The following is a 15074-nucleotide window of genomic DNA, read 5'->3' as shown; positions in this document are numbered from 1 at the left end:
CACCGACACCCCGAATCCGTTCATGGACACAGTCGACACCCGACCACCGACATTGGTCCGACAATCCCGTTGTCGCCGTGAAACCAGCGGAGAACTGGTAACGCGACCCTGCTGGGGAGGACACGACGAGACGGCCCCAAGCCACCGAAATCGGTGTGATAGAGAACGGAGCGGACCCCTACCTGAGCGCGGTCGCCACGTACACCGAGTTAGACGACTGACCGCCGGTCAGCGCGTTATCGAAGGCCACCACATGGGAGGCGGAGTTTCCGAAGACCTCCGCGAGCACAGCCTCGAAGGCGGCATCCGGCGGGTCATCCGACCACAGAGCGAACACGCCACCCGGCGCGAGGCGCCCGCCGACACGGCGCAGCCCCTCCGCGGTGTAGAAGTCCGCATGGGAGCCGTTGAGCAGATGCCGCGGCGAATGGTCGATGTCGACGATGATCGCGTCGTAGCGCTCGGGAGCCGCGGATGCCGGATCCCGGCGCATGAGGTCGAAGAAGTCGTCATGCACGAGCGTCGTTCTGGGATCGGACATGAGCACCACCGGAAGGAGCCGGCGCTGGTGCCAGTCGATCACGGCATCCAACGCCTCGACGACGACGACGGATGCGACACGGGGGTCCTCGAGTGCGGCCTGCGCGGTGTAGCCGAGCCCGAGACCGCCGACCATCACCCGCAAATTCTCCCCCTCGACCGCGGCGAGGCCGAGCGTAGTCAGGGCGATCTCCGCAACGGTGAACAGGCTCGACATGAGGAACTCCTCGCCGAGCTTCACCTCGAAGACGTCGACGTCGAGGACCGGCTCCCGGCGGCGGCGCAGGCTGATCTCGCCCATCGGCGTCTGCTGCCACGCCAGTTCGGCGAATCGTGCACTCATAGCGAAGGTCTCCCGGGTCGTGGCCAACCTACCAGCGGCGCTCTTCAGCTCACACGCAGACCGTCAACCTCGACCGCGATCATGGCGTTGCTCCGTCCTTCCGCGCGCGGCTGGGCGGCACCCGCGGCGGCTCCCCCGGCATCTTCGGGTAGTCGGGCGGGAACGGCAGCTCGCCGAGGCCGGCGTCCAGATCCCGCTGCCACCAGCCCAGCAGTTCGTCGATGCGGCCGGGAGCCTCCGCGAAGCGGACCCACGGATCTCCCGTTGCGCGCAACCGATCGGGCACCGTCAGCACCGTGAACCGGGTCGGATCTGCGCCCTCCAGCTCGTCCCACTCGAGCGGGCACGACACCGGGGCGTGCCCGAGTGCCCGTGGGCTGTACGCACCCGCCATCGTGCGATCCCGGTTGGCCTGGTTGAAGTCGGCGAAGACGCGGGCGCCGCGCTCCTCCTTCCACCAGGCGGTCGTGACCTTGTTCGGCATCCGCCTCTCGAGCTCGCGGGACGCGGCGATCACCGCATGACGCACATCGAGAAACTCACGCACCGGCTCGATGGGCGCGAACACGTGCAGCCCGCGGTTGCCGGATGTCTTGACAAAGGCGGTGAGGCCCGCCTCCGCGAGCACCGCGCGCAGTTCGAGCGCGGCCGGGATCGCGTCGTCGAAGTCGATCCCCGGCTGCGGATCGAGGTCGACCCGCAACTGGTCGGGATCGTCGGTGTTGCCGGCCCTCGACGGCCACGGATGGAACACGACGGTGTTCATCTGCACCGCCCAGACCGCTGCGGCGGGCTCGTGAATCACGAGCTGCGGATGCGTGCGTCCGCTCGGGTAGACAACCGTCACCTCGTGCACGTAGTCCGGTGCCCCCTTCGGCGGGTTCTTCGAGAAGAACTGCTCGCCCTCGATGGCACCGGGGAAGCGCTGCAGCGAGAGTGGCCGATCACCGTTCGCCGCGACGAACGCGTCGCCCACGTCGACGATGTACCTGGCGAGGTCGAGCTTGGTGATGCCGACGTCCGGCCAGAGGATGCGGGCCGGGCTCGAGATGCGCACGTCGCGGTCGCCGTGCGGCCCGGGGACCGTGATCATTTCGGCGTCGCGTGCCATGCGAACACCGTACTCGCGGGCCGGCGCCACCGGCAGGGGTGGCGGCGCCGAGCCGTTTCCGTCGTGGGGCGTGCGTCAGATGGCGCGCAGCGCCGTGAGGAACGATACCGGGTCGATGGGTGCGCCGCGGTGACGGACCTCGAAGTGCAGGTGACAGCCCGTCGATAACCCCGTCGTCCCGACGCGCGCGATCAGCTGGCCGGCCGTGACGATCTGCCCGCGGGAGACGAGCAGTCCCCCGTCAGCGATGTGCGCGTACGCCGTGGTCAGATCGAACCCGTGGCTGATCGAGAGGTAGTTGCCGTACCCGCCGTTCCACCCCGAGTAGGTCACGGTGCCGGAGGATGCAGCGTAAATGGGGTCCCCGCATCGAGCGGCGAAGTCGGATCCGGCGTGGAAGGTGTTGACTCCGGTGATCGGATGCACGCGCCAGCCGTAGGAGCTGCTGGTGGTCCCGCTGGTCGGCCGCACCCAGGTGAGTGCCGCGGCGACCTCGGTGGCTGGGGGCGCGGTTGGGTCAGTCGGCGTGATCTGAATCGGCGGGGTGAGCGAGGCGGCGACTGACTCGCCGGCGGAAATGGCCGCGGCAAGCGCCGCGGCCTTGGCCGCGGCCTCGGCGGCGGCAGCTGCCGCCTTGGCTGCTGCCGCAGCGGCATCCGCGGCAGCCTTCGCCGCGGCATCCGCAGCGGCCTTCTCAGCCGCGATCCTCTCCTGCTCGGCCGCGAGTCGCAGTTTCTCCAGATAAGCAGCTTCAATGAGCGCAGCGGCGGGACTCATCTGGGAGCTCGGCCGAACGGTCGGCTGCGGTGTGCCAGCGGCCTGCCACTCCTTGTAGTTGACGGGGCGGTTGACGGTGGGTCCGGCGTACCAGATCGTCGCGCTGCCGGAGAACTGATAGAACTGGTCCCCCGCGATCCGCACGCTCGCGCGCGGCGTCGGCAGTGCCTCGGCCGCCCACTGTGGATAGCTGATCGGGCTGCCGGCACCGAGCTGGAGGTTGGTCATCTTCGCGATCTCCGGCGACCAGGACAGCTTCGCGAATCCTGCGTTCGAGATCCGCTCGAAGGGGCGGTAGCCCGACGCCTTCCAGTCGTCAGGGGCGAGCCTGTGCACGACGCCATCCTCGCCCTTGGTGAAGAGTTCGGAGGAGGAGCCCCACTGGTGGTAGGTGCTGCCCTTGATCCAGCCGGCCACGCGAGCCTTCGGAGCGCCGGCAGTCTGCCACTGGGCGAAGGTCAGACGGTCCCACTGCCACGCGGCTTCGCCGCCGGGCCAGAAGGTCACCGCGTAGATCGACGTCGACCACGGGTACTTCACGTAGTCAGTCCAAGTCGGCACCGGAATCTGCCGCTCGTAGAACGTGCTCCACCGCTCAAAACTCAGCGGCACGGGCTTGTTGTTGACGTCGAGCTCGTACACCACCGGCGAGTAGGCGTTCTTGTATACCGGCGGCAACGCGACAGGGGCGACCGGCTCGGACGGAGTGTCGGGGCTGACCGGTTGGGTAACTACGGGCGTGTCTTCGACCGCGCTGGCCGCGGTCGGAGCAAGCCCGAGCGAGCCGGCAACGATGGCAGCAACGAGGAAGCGCGAGATCGTGAGCACAGGAATCCGTTCATATGAGGAGCGGGTCTCACCCTATGTCGGCCCTTCCGAGCTTGACAGCCACCTCTTGGGGGGGTCGAATCTCGCGCGGAGAGCAAATATCAAGCGGCGCCTGCGATGTTGACCATCCAGGTCACGCCGAATTTGTCGACGCACATGCCGAAGCTGTCTCCCCACGGCGCCTTCTCGAGCGGCATCGCGGCGGTGCCGCCTTCGACGAGCTTGTTCCAGTAGCCGCGCAGCTCGTCCTCGTCCTCTCCGCTGAGCGACACAGAGACATTCCCGCCGGCCTGATACTCCATGGTGTTGGGGGTGTCGGCCGCCATCAGCACCATGCCGCCGGCTGCCTCGAGCTGGGAGTGCATTGTTTTGTCCTGCTCGGCCGGGTCGTCGCTGACCTGGTACTCGGCGAACGTGCTGCGGGTGAGATCGCCGCCGAAGACCGACTGGTAGAACTCCATCGCCTCCTTGGCATTGTCACGGAATCCGATGTACGGGTTGAGTCGGGTGGGCATTTCTGGCCTCCGTCGTTTCGTGCGACCCCCAGGGCGACGAGGCGGTCGCCTCGTCCACGAAGACGCTCGCCGTGGTGATGATCGTGTCGGGGACGCTACTAGCATTCGCCACGGAACAAAACCTTCTTCCCTCCACCAAAGACACTCGCGCCGCCTACGCTGAGCCCATGATGCGGCCGATCGTGACCCTGACCATGAATTCCGCGCTCGACGTGAGCACCTCCACCGAGAAGGTGGTGAGTGAGCACAAGATGCGCTGCGGCACCACGCGCATCGACCCGGGCGGCGGCGGCGTCAACGTGGCGCGGGTCGTCCGCCGGCTCGGCGGGCAGGCGCTCGCGATCTACACCGCCGGCGGTGCGACGGGCGGCGCGTTCCGGCAGCTGATCGAGGCCGAGAGGGTGCCCACCCTCGCGGTTCCGATCGCGGGGAGTACCCGCGAGAGCTTCACCATCGACGAGACCTCGACGGCCAAGCAGTTCCGATTCGTGCTCGAGGGTCCCGAGCTCACCGAGCCGGAATGGCAGGCGTGCCTGGACGTTCTCGAGCAGTGGCTCCCGATCGGCGGCTTCGTCGTGGCGAGTGGCAGCCTCCCGCCGGGGGTGCCCGACGACTTCTACGCGCGAGTCGCCCGCCTGGCCCGCCAGCACGAGGCGCACTGCATAGTCGACGCATCCGGTCCCGCCCTCTCCGAGGCCCTCGCCGAGGGCGTCTTCCTCGTCAAGCCGAGCGGGCGGGAGCTCGCCACGCACTTGGGCAGGACCCTCGACACCGAGGAGAGCCAGGTCGAGGCGGCGTCCGAACTTGTCACGGCCGGCTCCGCCGAGTTCGTCGCCCTGACCCTCGGCGGAGCGGGAGCGGTGCTCGCGTCGAAGGACGGCGTGATGCGTCTGCAGGTGCCGCCGGTCGAGGTGCACAGCACCGTCGGGGCGGGTGACAGCTTTTTGGCGGCGTTCGTTCTGCGCCTCGCGCAGGGACGGGGGGCGGATGCCGCGTTCCGGGCCGCCGTCGCAGCCGGGTCGGCGACCGCGATGACGCCCGCGACCGAGCTCTGCCACCGCGCCGACGTCGAGCGCCTCGAGGCGGAGCTCGGGGCGAGCGCGGTCTAGCTACTCCACCCCGACCAGCGCGAGCCAGTCACGCAGCCGCTGCTCGTCGGCGACCGCGGATCGCAGCCCAATGTAGCCGTCCGGGCGCACCGCGGCGCGGCCCCGTCCGCGCCAGTTGGAGATTCAGTGGGTGTGCACGAGTGGCCCGAGATCGCCGAACGTGCCGGCCCAGACCGGGTCGCACCGCAGCGGCGGGCGGATGCCGGGAGGCGCGGTGAGCTCGTGCAGCAGGGCCTGCACTACGGGGGCACCGAGAACCGCGGCGAGCCCCCGCCCGACGGAGGCGACGGGCTCGGTTCCGGATTCGGCCCCGCATTCATGCCCTGCCCACCGGCTGGGGAGTGAGCGTGGGCTGCGTCGCTTCAAGACGGTCACGGCGACCCGGCGCCGGGCCCGAGTGCAGGAGTGAGAGAAGGTGCCCGGCCGCAGTGCTGCTGCCGGGCATCCTCTCCGCGGCGGCTAGTTGCGGGCGAAGTAGCTGACGCAGTCACCCTGGTTGGTGAACACCGGTGCGGAGCTGGTCTCCCAGCCACCCTTCTTGCACGCCTCGCGACCGTCGAGAACGGTCTGCATGGCGAACGTGTAGCGTGTGCCGGCGAAGTTGATGGCGTTCAGCACGCCGTCTCCCTTGACTCCGGAGCCGAGCGAGAAGCCGAAGGCAGTGACATTGGCGTCGGGGAACACCTCGCGCCACTGGTCGAGAGTGCCGTGGTAGGCGCTGCCGGAACCGCCCGTCGTAGACGGCGCCGCAGCCTTCACGAACGACGCGGCAGCGTTGTTCAGCCACCAGTCGTTTCCGTAGGACCCGGGCTCCCCAACGAGGATGCCGTCGGTCGTGCCGTCTCCGTCGAAGTCGACGAGGAGCTGGTAACCGGGCGTGCCGCCGAGCGAGGTGTTGGTGAACTCGAGGGTCGGCTCGCCGACGGTGGCCAGCCTGGTCGACGTCCCGATGTATTCGGCGACCTTGTCGGTCGACGTCGCACCGTCGGTGTAGACCCGCAGGCCGCTGCCGACCAGCTCGTAGTGGCCCGTTGCCCGGGTGTCCGAGAGGGACGCCTCGAAGTCGTCGGGCACGTAGAGCACGGCGGATGCGGCGTTGGCCGGCGCGGCGACGGCAAGGGCGATGCCGACCGCGAGCACGCCCGCGAGGGCGAGGGACTTCTTCTTCATTGAGTGATCCTGTCTTCCCACCACCGGGAGACTGGCGGCGGCGCCGCCAGCCGTGGTGAGTTCATCTCAGCGTACGAAGAGGGTCCGACATTCGCTACGCCGCGAAGACCGTCGTCACGGCTGTCACGAGCTGGTGCACCCCGAGAATCACGAACAGCACGGCGCAGAGCCCGAGGGCGAGGTTGGTCCAGATTTTGTTTCGCCACTCGCGTGCTATCTCCTTGCCGTTCAGCAGTCCCAGCAGCGTCACGGCGAGGAAAGGCATGAACAGCGAGCCGAGGATCCCATAGGCGAGGATCAGCCCGATCGGCTGGCCGAGCAGGAGCAGGAGCATCGGCGGGAAGGTCAGCCAGAGCAGGTAGAACTTGAAGTACTTGCCGCCGACGCGCGTGTCGGGGTGGCCGGACCCCTTGCCGCGCATGTTGCCCCAGAAGTCGGCGAACATCAGGCCGACGCCGTTCCACACGCCGATGATCGACGAGAAGGAGGCCGCCCAGAATCCCACGAGGAACCCGGTGCCCACGACCACGCCATACTTCTCGTTCAGCACGGCGGAGAGGTCGACGAGGCCCTTGTCGCCGGCGGCGAGGGTGACCCCGGCGGTGCTGACGACCTCGGCTCCGACGACGAGCATCGAGATCACGAAGATGCCGGTCATCACGTAGGCCATCCGGTTGTCGATCCGCATGACCTTCATCCAGCGCGGCGTCGACCAGCCCTTCTCCCTCAGCCAGTACCCGTAGGCGGCCAGGGTGATCGTTCCCCCGACGCCGCCAGCGAGGGCGAGCGTGTAGAGCACTCCGCCCTCGGGGATCAACGGCACGAGGCCGCGGAGCATCGCAGGGAAGTCGGGAACCGCGATGACGGCAAGGCCAACCACCGTGATGAACATGAGCCCGACGAGCACCGCGGTGATCCTCTCGAAGATCGCGTAACGGCCGAACCAGACCATCGTGAGCCCGGCGAGGCCCATGATCACGGCCCAGACTGGCAGCGGAAGCTGCGGGAACAGTGCGGCGAGCGGCAGGGCGGCGGACGACATGGCGGTCGCTCCGTAGACGAAGCCCCACAGCATGATGTACGGGCCGAAGTACCAGGTGGTCCACTTGCCGAGCGAGCGCCAGCCTTCGAAGATGGTCTTGCCTGTCGCGAGCGTGTAGCGGCCGGCACCCTCGACGAGCACGATCTTGAGGATGACCCCGAGGATCACGGCCCAGAGCAGTGCGTAGCCGAACTTCGAGCCCGCGACGAGGGTGGCGACCATGTCGGCCGCCCCGACGCCGGTCGCCGCGACGACGAGCCCCGGCCCGACGATCTTCCATTTCGGTGGCGCACCGTCGGTGGTGACGAGGTCGACCGGGACGGGCCCCGTCTCGTCGCGTGCGTTCGTGTTCGAAGCCATGGGCCACCTGTTCCAAGGTAGGGGACTGATCGGCCCCGCTTGGTCAGAGCGGCCAGCTGCGCATCCGGGCACAGGACCGCATGCCGAAAGCTCGCGCCCCCGCACGGGGGCCAATCTACGCCACATGCGGATATTCGCTCATTCCCTGTCCGCCGAGAACGGATCCGATGACCACTAAGAGAGGATGTCCTTGGTGGCGAACCGGCTGTAGGCGAGCGCCCCGAATACCGCGATGTAGGCGCCCTGCACGAGCGCGTTCGCGCCGAACGAAGTGAAGTCGAGCGGCTGGCTGAGCAGCTCGGCGAATCCCAGCCAGTAGTGGCTGAACAGCCAGGGGTGCAGCCAGGACAGCTGCGGCAGCACATCGAGGATCTGGGCGACGACCGACACGACAATCGTCGCTGCCATCGCGCCGACCGGCACATCCGTGAGGGTCGAGATGAACAGCCCGATCGCCGAGAGGCCGAGCAACGACACGGTCACATAGCTCGCCACGAGCAGCGACCTCAGCAGCGACTCGGGCACGCTGATGACGTCGCCGGAGAGCAGCGTCACCGGGCCGACGGGGAAGAGCGCGACCCCGATCAGGATGCCGGCGAGCATGAGTGTCAACGTCGCGACGAGGGAGAAGGCCGCGGCACCGATGTACTTGACCAGCAGCAGCCGCACCCGGCCGGCCGGGGCGACGAGCAGGTAGCGCAGGGTTCCCTGGCCGGCCTCGCCGGCAATCGTGTCGCCGGCGACGACACCGATCGTCAGCGGCAGGAACAGCGGAATCGCGACGACCATGGCGGTGAAGCCCGTGAACAGCCCGTTCTGGGTGACCCGATCGAGGAAGGGCGGGCCCTCCCCCGGCGCGAGTGCCTCGGACGAGAGGCGCACCGCGATGGCCAGCAGGATCGGGATCAGTGCGACGGCGACGAGCATCGCCCAGGTGCGGCGGCGGCGGAACAGCACCGACAGCTCCGATCCGAGCAGGTCGAAGCCGAGGCCCCGGCGGGCATCGGTGCGGGGCGGGCGCTTCACCGCAAGATCACTGGACGACATCGAAGCCCTCCCCTGTCAGTGCCACAAATCTCTCTTCCAGGCTCGGCTCTTCGATCGTGAATCCGCGGATGCGAACCCCCGCGGCGACGAGGGCGAGCACAATCAGTTCCGGCTCGTCCACTCTGCCCACGAGGGGCGCGGTCACCCACGGGTCCTCGTCCGCGATCGCCGAAGAGATCGCGGCGGCCAGCCCGAGCCCGGTGAGCACTCGCTCGGCCGTGTCTGCATCCGGGGTCCGCACCCGCACGCGCGCCTCGCCCACTTCGCGCAGTTCCGCGAGGGTGCCCTGGGCAACGATCCTGCCGGCGCTCATCACGGCGGCGTGGGTGCACATCTGCTCGACCTCGGCGAGAAGGTGGCTCGAGACGAACACGGTGGTCCCCTCGGCCGCGAGCGAGCGGACGAGGCTGCGCACCTCACGGGTCCCCTGCGGGTCGAGGCCGTTGGTGGGCTCGTCCAGCACGAGCAGGTCGCGCGGCTGCAGCAGCGCGTTCGCGATGCCGAGCCGCTGCTTCATGCCGAGCGAATACGCGCCGACCTTCTTGCCGGCGGCGTGGCTGAGGCCGACCCGCTCGAGGGCGGATGCGACGCGAGCGTTGCGGGTGCGCCGCGAGGCGTGCGGGTCGGCGGTGTCGAGCCGGCGCAGGTTCGCGTCGCCAGACAGGAACGGGTAGAACGCGGGTCCCTCGACGAGGGCGCCAACGCGCGGGAGCACCTCGTGCAGTCTGGCGGGCATGCTCTCGCCGAGCACGCGGATCTCGCCGCTGCTGGCCTGGGTCAGGCCTAGGAGCATCCGGATGCTCGTGGTCTTGCCCGAGCCGTTGGGGCCGAGAAAACCGAACACGGCGCCACTCGGCACGGCGAGGTTGATTCCGCCGACCGCGACCTGCTGGCCGAACCGCTTGGTGAGGCCCACCGTCTCGATCGCGAGGCTTCCGACCGGCAGACCCCCGGTCGCGCGACTCCCGGGATGGAGACCGGGTGCCGGCGCGACCGGGCTGGCCTGCGTCACTGGGCGGAGGCGGCGGCTTGCAACTGCTCCACCGGGACGGATCCCGCGAGAACGCGGCCGTCGGTGGTGAGCAGCACGTTGACGAGCGAGGTCGACAGCAGTCGTCCACCCTCGACCTCCGTCGCGAGTTCCGCGACGAGCGGGTTGTCGCTCAGCTCGGCGGGCACCGACTCTGCCGCGATCTCGACGATCGTGCTCCAGGCCTCACCGGTGACGACGGGCGCCGCGCCCACGAGCTCGCCGAACTCGCCACGCGCATCCGTCGCATCCTTCATCGACGGGATCTCCTGCTCCTCGACCGTCGCGCCAGCTGGCGGCGTGAACTCGAACAGGTCGGCGGAGGGAGTGGAGAAGTCGATCGACGTGAAGCCGACCTCGAAGGCCGGAGCTTCTTGGCCGGCCGCACGCACGACGAACTGGAGCGGCAGTCCGGTCTCGGAGTCGACGGAGATCGCGATCGACTCGACGAGGGTCTCGGTGGACTTCGGGGTCAGGACGAGCTCGTAGACGGGACGTCCGGCGACCTCGCCGTCGGCGCCGACCGAGACGGTCGTGCTCGGGTCGATCTCGGCGAGGAAGCGGTCAGCGACCTGCGCGGGCGTCGACAGGTCGGACGGAGCGAGCACCTTGAGGGCGGCGAGCTTCTCCTCGACCGTCGCCTCGAGATCGGAGGGGATCTCGGCGTGAGTCGCGGTGTTGGTCTCCGAGTCGTACAGCCAGGCATCGCTGCCGTTGCTGACGATGTTGCGCTCGGCGAGCGGGTCCTTGATTTGCACGCGCACGTTGGTCGGCCCGTCGACGTAGACGCGGGCGGTCTGCGAACCGCTGAACAGTTCGAGCGCAGAAGTGAGAGCGCCGGTGGTCGCCGCGCCGGGCACGAAGTCTTCCATGCCTTCGGGGATCGACTCGGACATCTGGTCGACCATGCCGGGGGAAAGTCCGGCACTGAGGTCCATGTTCGGCAGCCCGAGGTCGGCGGTCTTCTCGACCGTCCCGGAGAACGAGGTGACGGTGCTGTCGCTCACCATGAGCAGGACCTGCTCCGGCGTCTTGTCGGGCAGGTCGACGGCCGCACCGGCCTGAAGAGGCAGCGCGATGACGCCCGCGACGACGACCGCCGGCACGACTACGGCGGGAAGCCATTTGAGCGAATTACGCGACACGAACATCGACTTGGTTCCATGCGGATTCATGCTCCGACTCTAAGCCTCGGAACTGGGCGTTTCCCTCGTGCGGGGCGTCGGTTGGGCGACGTTCCGGAGGTGCTAGGCGAGCACCGGAATCGGCCCCGTGGCAGTGTATTCGCCGTGCGCCCCGAAGGTGCCGACGGATGCCGCGGTGCCGGAGGACACGATGGAAATCGGGGCCGTCGCGGTGGCGACAATTGGCAGCGATGCGGTCGTGGTGATGACCGAGATCGACTCCGTCGTCATCGGGATGATCGGGATCGACTTCGTGAGCGGAGGCAGGCGCCTACCGCGGCGCACGACGACGATCGTGGCGACCGAGAGCGGAAAGCTGATCAGGCTCGGGGCCATCACCCAGAACGACTCGCTGAGCGCGCCGAAAACACCCCAGAGCAGGTAGCTGACCGCTGACAACCACTGCGTCGTCTCGGACACACCCGCGAGCTTCTGGGCGTTGTTTCGGTTCTGCCAGGTGATGCGCGCCTGCGGCACCCACATGAAAACGGCGAAGAGAGTCGCAACGAATCCCAGCACGTTGATGATCAGCTCAGTGGTGTCCATTCCGGTCACATCGTGCTTTCTAACCGGTCCGAGGGAGAGCCCCAATTGGACTAGAACTGCGAGGACACCAGCGATGCCGGAGTCATCATAAGTTCAGAATATGTCTCGCGTCCAGTCGCCACTCGAAACTAATCTGAGACGCGTGAAAGCGATTCTTCAGGACGGGTACGGAGGGCCGGATTCGCTGCGTTTCGAGGAGGTCGATACGCCCCGTGTGGCGCCTGACGGAGTGCTCGTGCGGGTGCACGCCGCATCGGTGCATCCGGATGTCTGGCACGTCGTTTACGGACTCCCGTACCTCCTGCGCCTCATGGGCTCCGGGCTGCGGAAGCCGAAGAACCGCGTTCCGGGAACGGACCTTGCGGGAACGGTGGAATCAGTCGGGCGCGACGTGACGGAGTTCTCACCGGGCGACGAGGTGTTCGGGGAGACGCTCACGACGCACCAGTGGTCGAACGGCGGCGCCTTCGCCGAGTACGCGTCGGTGCCCGCGGCTGCGCTGAGGATCAAGCCGGCGAATGTCACGTTCGAGCAGGCCGCCGCTGTGCCGACCGCGGCGTTGATCGCTCTGCGCAGCGTGCGCGACGAGGGGCAGGTTCGTCCGGGGCAAAGGGTGCTGGTCAACGGCGCTGGCGGCGGGGTCGGCAGCCTCGCCGTGCAGATCGCCGTCGCGTTCGGGGCGCAGGTGACCGCGGTGGACAGCACAGCCAAGCTCGACCTTCTGCGAGCTCTCGGCGCGCAGGACGTCATCGACTACACCCGCGAGGACTTCACCCTCCGAGCCACGCGCTTCGACCTCATTGTGGACATTCCGGGAAACCACTCGCTCTCCGAGATCCGCCGGGCACTGATTCGGAAGGGGACCTACGTGCTCATCGGGCACGATGGTTTCGGCCGCCCCGGACGCCGCTGGATCGGCAGCATCGGCAAATTTGTCGCCCTGCTCGTTGCGGGCCCGTTCCTCAGCCAGAGGGTCAACCCCCGGGCCGCGAGCACGACCGACGATCCGCTCGGAGTGCTCAAGGCGCTCGTGGAGGCCGCCGCGATCACCCCGATCGTCGACCGCGCGTTCCCGCTGGCCGAGGCGGCCGACGCGATTCGCTATCTGGAACAGGGCACCGCACGGGGGCGGATCGTCGTCACGATGTGACTGCCGGCACCGCGCCCCGGTCGCCGTGCACGGTCTGCCACGCTGAACCGCCGGTTGAGCAGGTCGCGCAGCGATCGTGGCGAAACCCGAAGCCGCCACTGAGGTTGAGCGACACCCAGCGGACCTGCGCGAAAGGTGAGTCGCGTTCCCATAATCGATCCGCAACCAGGAATCGCAGTGGACGGCAGGCGTCAAACGGATCCCTCCGCTCCGCGTTCTTCCTAAGTCTTCCCCCTGGGCAGCACGACCTGTCAGATGCAGCGCGCGGTCCCGAGAGATTCTGACGCGCTGGTATATTACATCTTGTGTAATATGCTTTCTTGCATGGCCTCCGTTTTAGCTCACACTTCGTTCTGGATTCTCACCGCTTTAGCTTCGGGCAGGCGTCACGGGTACGAGATTTTGCGGGAGACTGCTGACGCGTCTCAGGGACGCGTGTCGTTGAAGGTTGCAACCCTGTATGCGGCGCTCGACCGGCTCGAAGCGGACGGCCTGATTCGCCCAGACGGCGAGGAGATAGTCTCTGGCCGCGCCCGGCGTTATTTCGTGATCACGGATGACGGGGCCACACGGTTGTCAGCGGAGGTTGAGCTGATGGAGAGGTCGACGAGAGCCGCGCGGGCGCAGCTTTCGATTCACAAGTTTGCGGTGGCGCCGGATGCAGGTGCCGCGTGATGAGCCGCGGCCGGGCGGACCGGTTTCAGCGGTTGTTGCGCTGGTACCCAGCCTCGTGGCGGCAAGCGAACGGTGACATCTTCGTGGGCAGTTTGCGTGACCAAGCTGACGATGAGCGACGATCGGCCCCATCCGTTGCCGACGGTTTCTCTGCATTGGTCAATGGCGTAGCTCTGCGCCTTGATGCTCGCGTTTCGTTCTGGGCCGCCTTGTTGGCGATGGGGCTGGGAGCCTGCGCATGGATACTCCTGCTGATCGGGTGGAGCGGAGCATCCGGGCCCGGGGGTGAGGTTGGGATGGTCCTGGCCGGCATAGCCCCTGCCCTCACTCTGCTGGGAGTGATCGCTCTCTTCAGAGTACGACGATTGATCGCCCCACCCCGCGCACTCGTCGTTCTCCTGACCCTTCTCGCGGCGCTGGTCTTGGCAGCGTTGACACAGCTGTCGTGGGCGCAAGGGTTCCGTCTGGCCGACGCAAACCAACCCCAGACCGGCCTGGCCGGCGCTTGGGGTTTGCTCTTCGTCATCGCCTGGGCCGTTGGCGCGGCAGGAATCGGGCTGCTCGTCGACGGTGCGTTCGGTGGGGCCGGAATGCCGTCGGTTGCCCGCGTTCCTCTGGCGGCAATCGCTGGCATTCTGATTGCCCCAGCCGTCGGTATCGGCCTCATCCATCCGGCCACGTCTACCGTCATCGCAGCAGGCGTCGCGCTGGTGGCTCTCGGCACTCTCAACGGGCAACGCAGCCGGACCTCACCCCTACCAACCAGGGCGATCCGCGCGCGTTCGTCCGACGTTCGCGGCGCAGTTCGCCTTCTGGCATCCCTCAGCGCAGGAGTCGGTGTCGTGGGAGTTGTTTACGCACTCACCGGTGCAGGTTGGTCGGATGGTGCCGCCGACGAAACCATCGCTATGGCTCATGGGATCACGGTCCTTCTCGCCTCCGCCATCCCGCTCCTGGCGGCATTCGCGCTCAGCGCTCCCCCTCGCCACGGCACAGCGGCGGTCTGGGGTCCGACTAGCCTGATCGTGCTCGAGATCACTGCCGTCGCAGTCGCCTACCAGGACGCGCCAGCAGGCCAAGAAATGGCTACGTGGCTGGGACTGTCTGCGGCTCTCGGCGGCGGAGCCATCGCATGGTGGACCATCCCGCGCCTACGCGGCCCCCTTGGTCCCCGCATCGCCGTCGGCCTGGCTTTCGGGGGAGGGTATGCAGCGCTCTTCGGTACAACGGTGATACCGCTGCTCGCCTTCACAGTTCCCGTCGTGGCCCTCGTGCTCGCTTTCACCCGAGCACGACCCACAGAACCGAAGATTCTCTCGGCAGGGCAAACACCGCTGCCGACACAAACCGCGTGACCCGAGCGCCGATCCCCACAGCATTGAATCGAACCGTCATCAGCGCGGTGTCGCATAACCTCGGTGTCTGAAAGCCGGAAGGTCGCGCAGCGACCGCGTCGCTGGTCGAGCAGGTCGCGCTGCGACCGTGTCGAAACCCTGCCGCTGCGGGATCTTAGAACGGTGGTGTTCCCTCGTCCTCGGCGGAAGCTCTGGCATCGAGGGCGCGTGTGAGGTTGTCGTTGACTCCGGCCTGGATGATCGTGGCGGGTTCGGTGATGTACTTCCGCCCGGTGGGTGAGGTCCATTCCAG

The 15074-nt window shown here is 67.7% G+C and carries 15 protein-coding genes; 4 read left to right on the top strand and 11 right to left on the bottom strand.

All coding sequences use genetic code 11. The features are described from left to right. Positions 1-178: 178 nt before the first annotated feature. The 4 genes from ABIB15_RS15020 to ABIB15_RS15005 form a co-directional block, all read right to left on the bottom strand. On the bottom strand, positions 179-883 hold the full coding sequence (locus ABIB15_RS15020) for a spermidine synthase (RefSeq protein WP_354480393.1): 705 nt from the start codon (positions 881-883) through the stop codon (positions 179-181). A 79-nt stretch (positions 884-962) separates the two neighbouring features. Further along, the gene (ligD, locus tag ABIB15_RS15015) at positions 963-1994 is read right to left on the bottom strand and encodes a non-homologous end-joining DNA ligase (RefSeq protein ID WP_354480391.1); all 1032 of its coding nucleotides are present in this window, start codon (positions 1992-1994) and stop codon (positions 963-965) included. Between the two features lie 75 nt (positions 1995-2069). Then, entirely contained in the window at positions 2070-3599 is a 1530-nt protein-coding gene (locus ABIB15_RS15010) for a M23 family metallopeptidase (protein WP_354480388.1), read from the bottom strand. A 101-nt stretch (positions 3600-3700) separates the two neighbouring features. Further along, positions 3701-4114: a VOC family protein gene (locus ABIB15_RS15005; protein WP_354480385.1), complete on the bottom strand. Its 414-nt coding sequence runs from the start codon at positions 4112-4114 to the stop codon at positions 3701-3703. A gap of 167 nt (positions 4115-4281) precedes the next feature. Here ABIB15_RS15005 and ABIB15_RS15000 point away from each other — a divergent pair, with 167 nt between their 5' ends. Beyond that, on the top strand, positions 4282-5223 hold the full coding sequence (locus ABIB15_RS15000) for a 1-phosphofructokinase family hexose kinase (RefSeq protein WP_354480382.1): 942 nt from the start codon (positions 4282-4284) through the stop codon (positions 5221-5223). Positions 5224-5346: 123 nt separating this feature from the next. Here the strand turns inward: ABIB15_RS15000 and ABIB15_RS14995 are convergent, their stop codons facing one another. The 7 genes from ABIB15_RS14995 to ABIB15_RS14965 all read right to left on the bottom strand — a co-directional run bounded on the left by ABIB15_RS14995 (position 5347) and on the right by ABIB15_RS14965 (position 11602). Next, positions 5347-5598, bottom strand: coding sequence for a hypothetical protein (locus ABIB15_RS14995; protein ID WP_354480380.1), 252 nt, complete (start codon positions 5596-5598; stop codon positions 5347-5349). An 84-nt stretch (positions 5599-5682) separates the two neighbouring features. After that, the gene (locus ABIB15_RS14990) at positions 5683-6393 is read right to left on the bottom strand and encodes a hypothetical protein (protein ID WP_354480378.1); all 711 of its coding nucleotides are present in this window, start codon (positions 6391-6393) and stop codon (positions 5683-5685) included. 94 nt (positions 6394-6487) lie between these two features. After that, on the bottom strand, positions 6488-7795 hold the full coding sequence (locus ABIB15_RS14985) for an Nramp family divalent metal transporter (RefSeq protein ID WP_354480376.1): 1308 nt from the start codon (positions 7793-7795) through the stop codon (positions 6488-6490). A gap of 174 nt (positions 7796-7969) precedes the next feature. Continuing rightward, on the bottom strand, positions 7970-8842 hold the full coding sequence (locus ABIB15_RS14980) for an ABC transporter permease (RefSeq protein ID WP_354480374.1): 873 nt from the start codon (positions 8840-8842) through the stop codon (positions 7970-7972). Then, the gene (locus tag ABIB15_RS14975) at positions 8829-9788 is read right to left on the bottom strand and encodes an ABC transporter ATP-binding protein (RefSeq protein WP_354480395.1); all 960 of its coding nucleotides are present in this window, start codon (positions 9786-9788) and stop codon (positions 8829-8831) included. Before ABIB15_RS14975 ends, ABIB15_RS14980 begins: the two co-directional genes overlap by 14 nt. Before the next feature lie 62 nt (positions 9789-9850). After that, positions 9851-11047, bottom strand: coding sequence for a LolA family protein (locus tag ABIB15_RS14970; protein WP_354480371.1), 1197 nt, complete (start codon positions 11045-11047; stop codon positions 9851-9853). A gap of 72 nt (positions 11048-11119) precedes the next feature. Next, a complete protein-coding gene (locus ABIB15_RS14965; RefSeq protein WP_354480369.1) occupies positions 11120-11602 on the bottom strand; it encodes a hypothetical protein in 483 nt (160 codons plus the stop codon). Between the two features lie 142 nt (positions 11603-11744). Between ABIB15_RS14965 and ABIB15_RS14960 the strand changes: the two genes are divergently transcribed. From ABIB15_RS14960 to ABIB15_RS14950, 3 genes are all read left to right on the top strand, one after another. Then, positions 11745-12752, top strand: coding sequence for an NAD(P)-dependent alcohol dehydrogenase (locus tag ABIB15_RS14960; RefSeq protein ID WP_354480367.1), 1008 nt, complete (start codon positions 11745-11747; stop codon positions 12750-12752). A 324-nt stretch (positions 12753-13076) separates the two neighbouring features. Continuing rightward, positions 13077-13427 (top strand): PadR family transcriptional regulator, encoded by a 351-nt coding sequence (locus tag ABIB15_RS14955; protein ID WP_354480364.1) that lies wholly within the window; start codon positions 13077-13079, stop codon positions 13425-13427. Between the two features lie 365 nt (positions 13428-13792). Then, positions 13793-14782: a hypothetical protein gene (locus ABIB15_RS14950; protein WP_354480361.1), complete on the top strand. Its 990-nt coding sequence runs from the start codon at positions 13793-13795 to the stop codon at positions 14780-14782. The last annotated feature ends 292 nt before the right edge of the window (positions 14783-15074 follow it).

The sequence above is a fragment of the Marisediminicola sp. UYEF4 genome (genome assembly GCF_040546025.1).
GTDB lineage: Bacteria > Actinomycetota > Actinomycetes > Actinomycetales > Microbacteriaceae > Marisediminicola.
This window is presented reverse-complemented; position numbering and strand designations above follow the sequence as displayed.

Excerpts from the sequence above, each read along its gene's own strand:
- ABIB15_RS14970 (WP_354480371.1), bottom strand. The coding sequence starts at position 11,047 with ATGAATCCGCATGGAACCAAGTCGATGTTCGTGTCGCGTAATTCGCTC.
- ABIB15_RS14955 (WP_354480364.1), top strand. The coding sequence starts at position 13,077 with ATGGCCTCCGTTTTAGCTCACACTTCGTTCTGGATTCTCACCGCTTTA.
- ABIB15_RS15005 (WP_354480385.1), bottom strand. The coding sequence starts at position 4,114 with ATGCCCACCCGACTCAACCCGTACATCGGATTCCGTGACAATGCCAAG.
- ABIB15_RS14980 (WP_354480374.1), bottom strand. The coding sequence starts at position 8,842 with ATGTCGTCCAGTGATCTTGCGGTGAAGCGCCCGCCCCGCACCGATGCC.
- ABIB15_RS14985 (WP_354480376.1), bottom strand. The coding sequence starts at position 7,795 with ATGGCTTCGAACACGAACGCACGCGACGAGACGGGGCCCGTCCCGGTC.
- ABIB15_RS15020 (WP_354480393.1), bottom strand. The coding sequence starts at position 883 with ATGAGTGCACGATTCGCCGAACTGGCGTGGCAGCAGACGCCGATGGGC.
- ABIB15_RS15000 (WP_354480382.1), top strand. The coding sequence starts at position 4,282 with ATGATGCGGCCGATCGTGACCCTGACCATGAATTCCGCGCTCGACGTG.
- ABIB15_RS14965 (WP_354480369.1), bottom strand. The coding sequence starts at position 11,602 with ATGGACACCACTGAGCTGATCATCAACGTGCTGGGATTCGTTGCGACT.
- ligD (WP_354480391.1), bottom strand. The coding sequence starts at position 1,994 with ATGGCACGCGACGCCGAAATGATCACGGTCCCCGGGCCGCACGGCGAC.
- ABIB15_RS14990 (WP_354480378.1), bottom strand. The coding sequence starts at position 6,393 with ATGAAGAAGAAGTCCCTCGCCCTCGCGGGCGTGCTCGCGGTCGGCATC.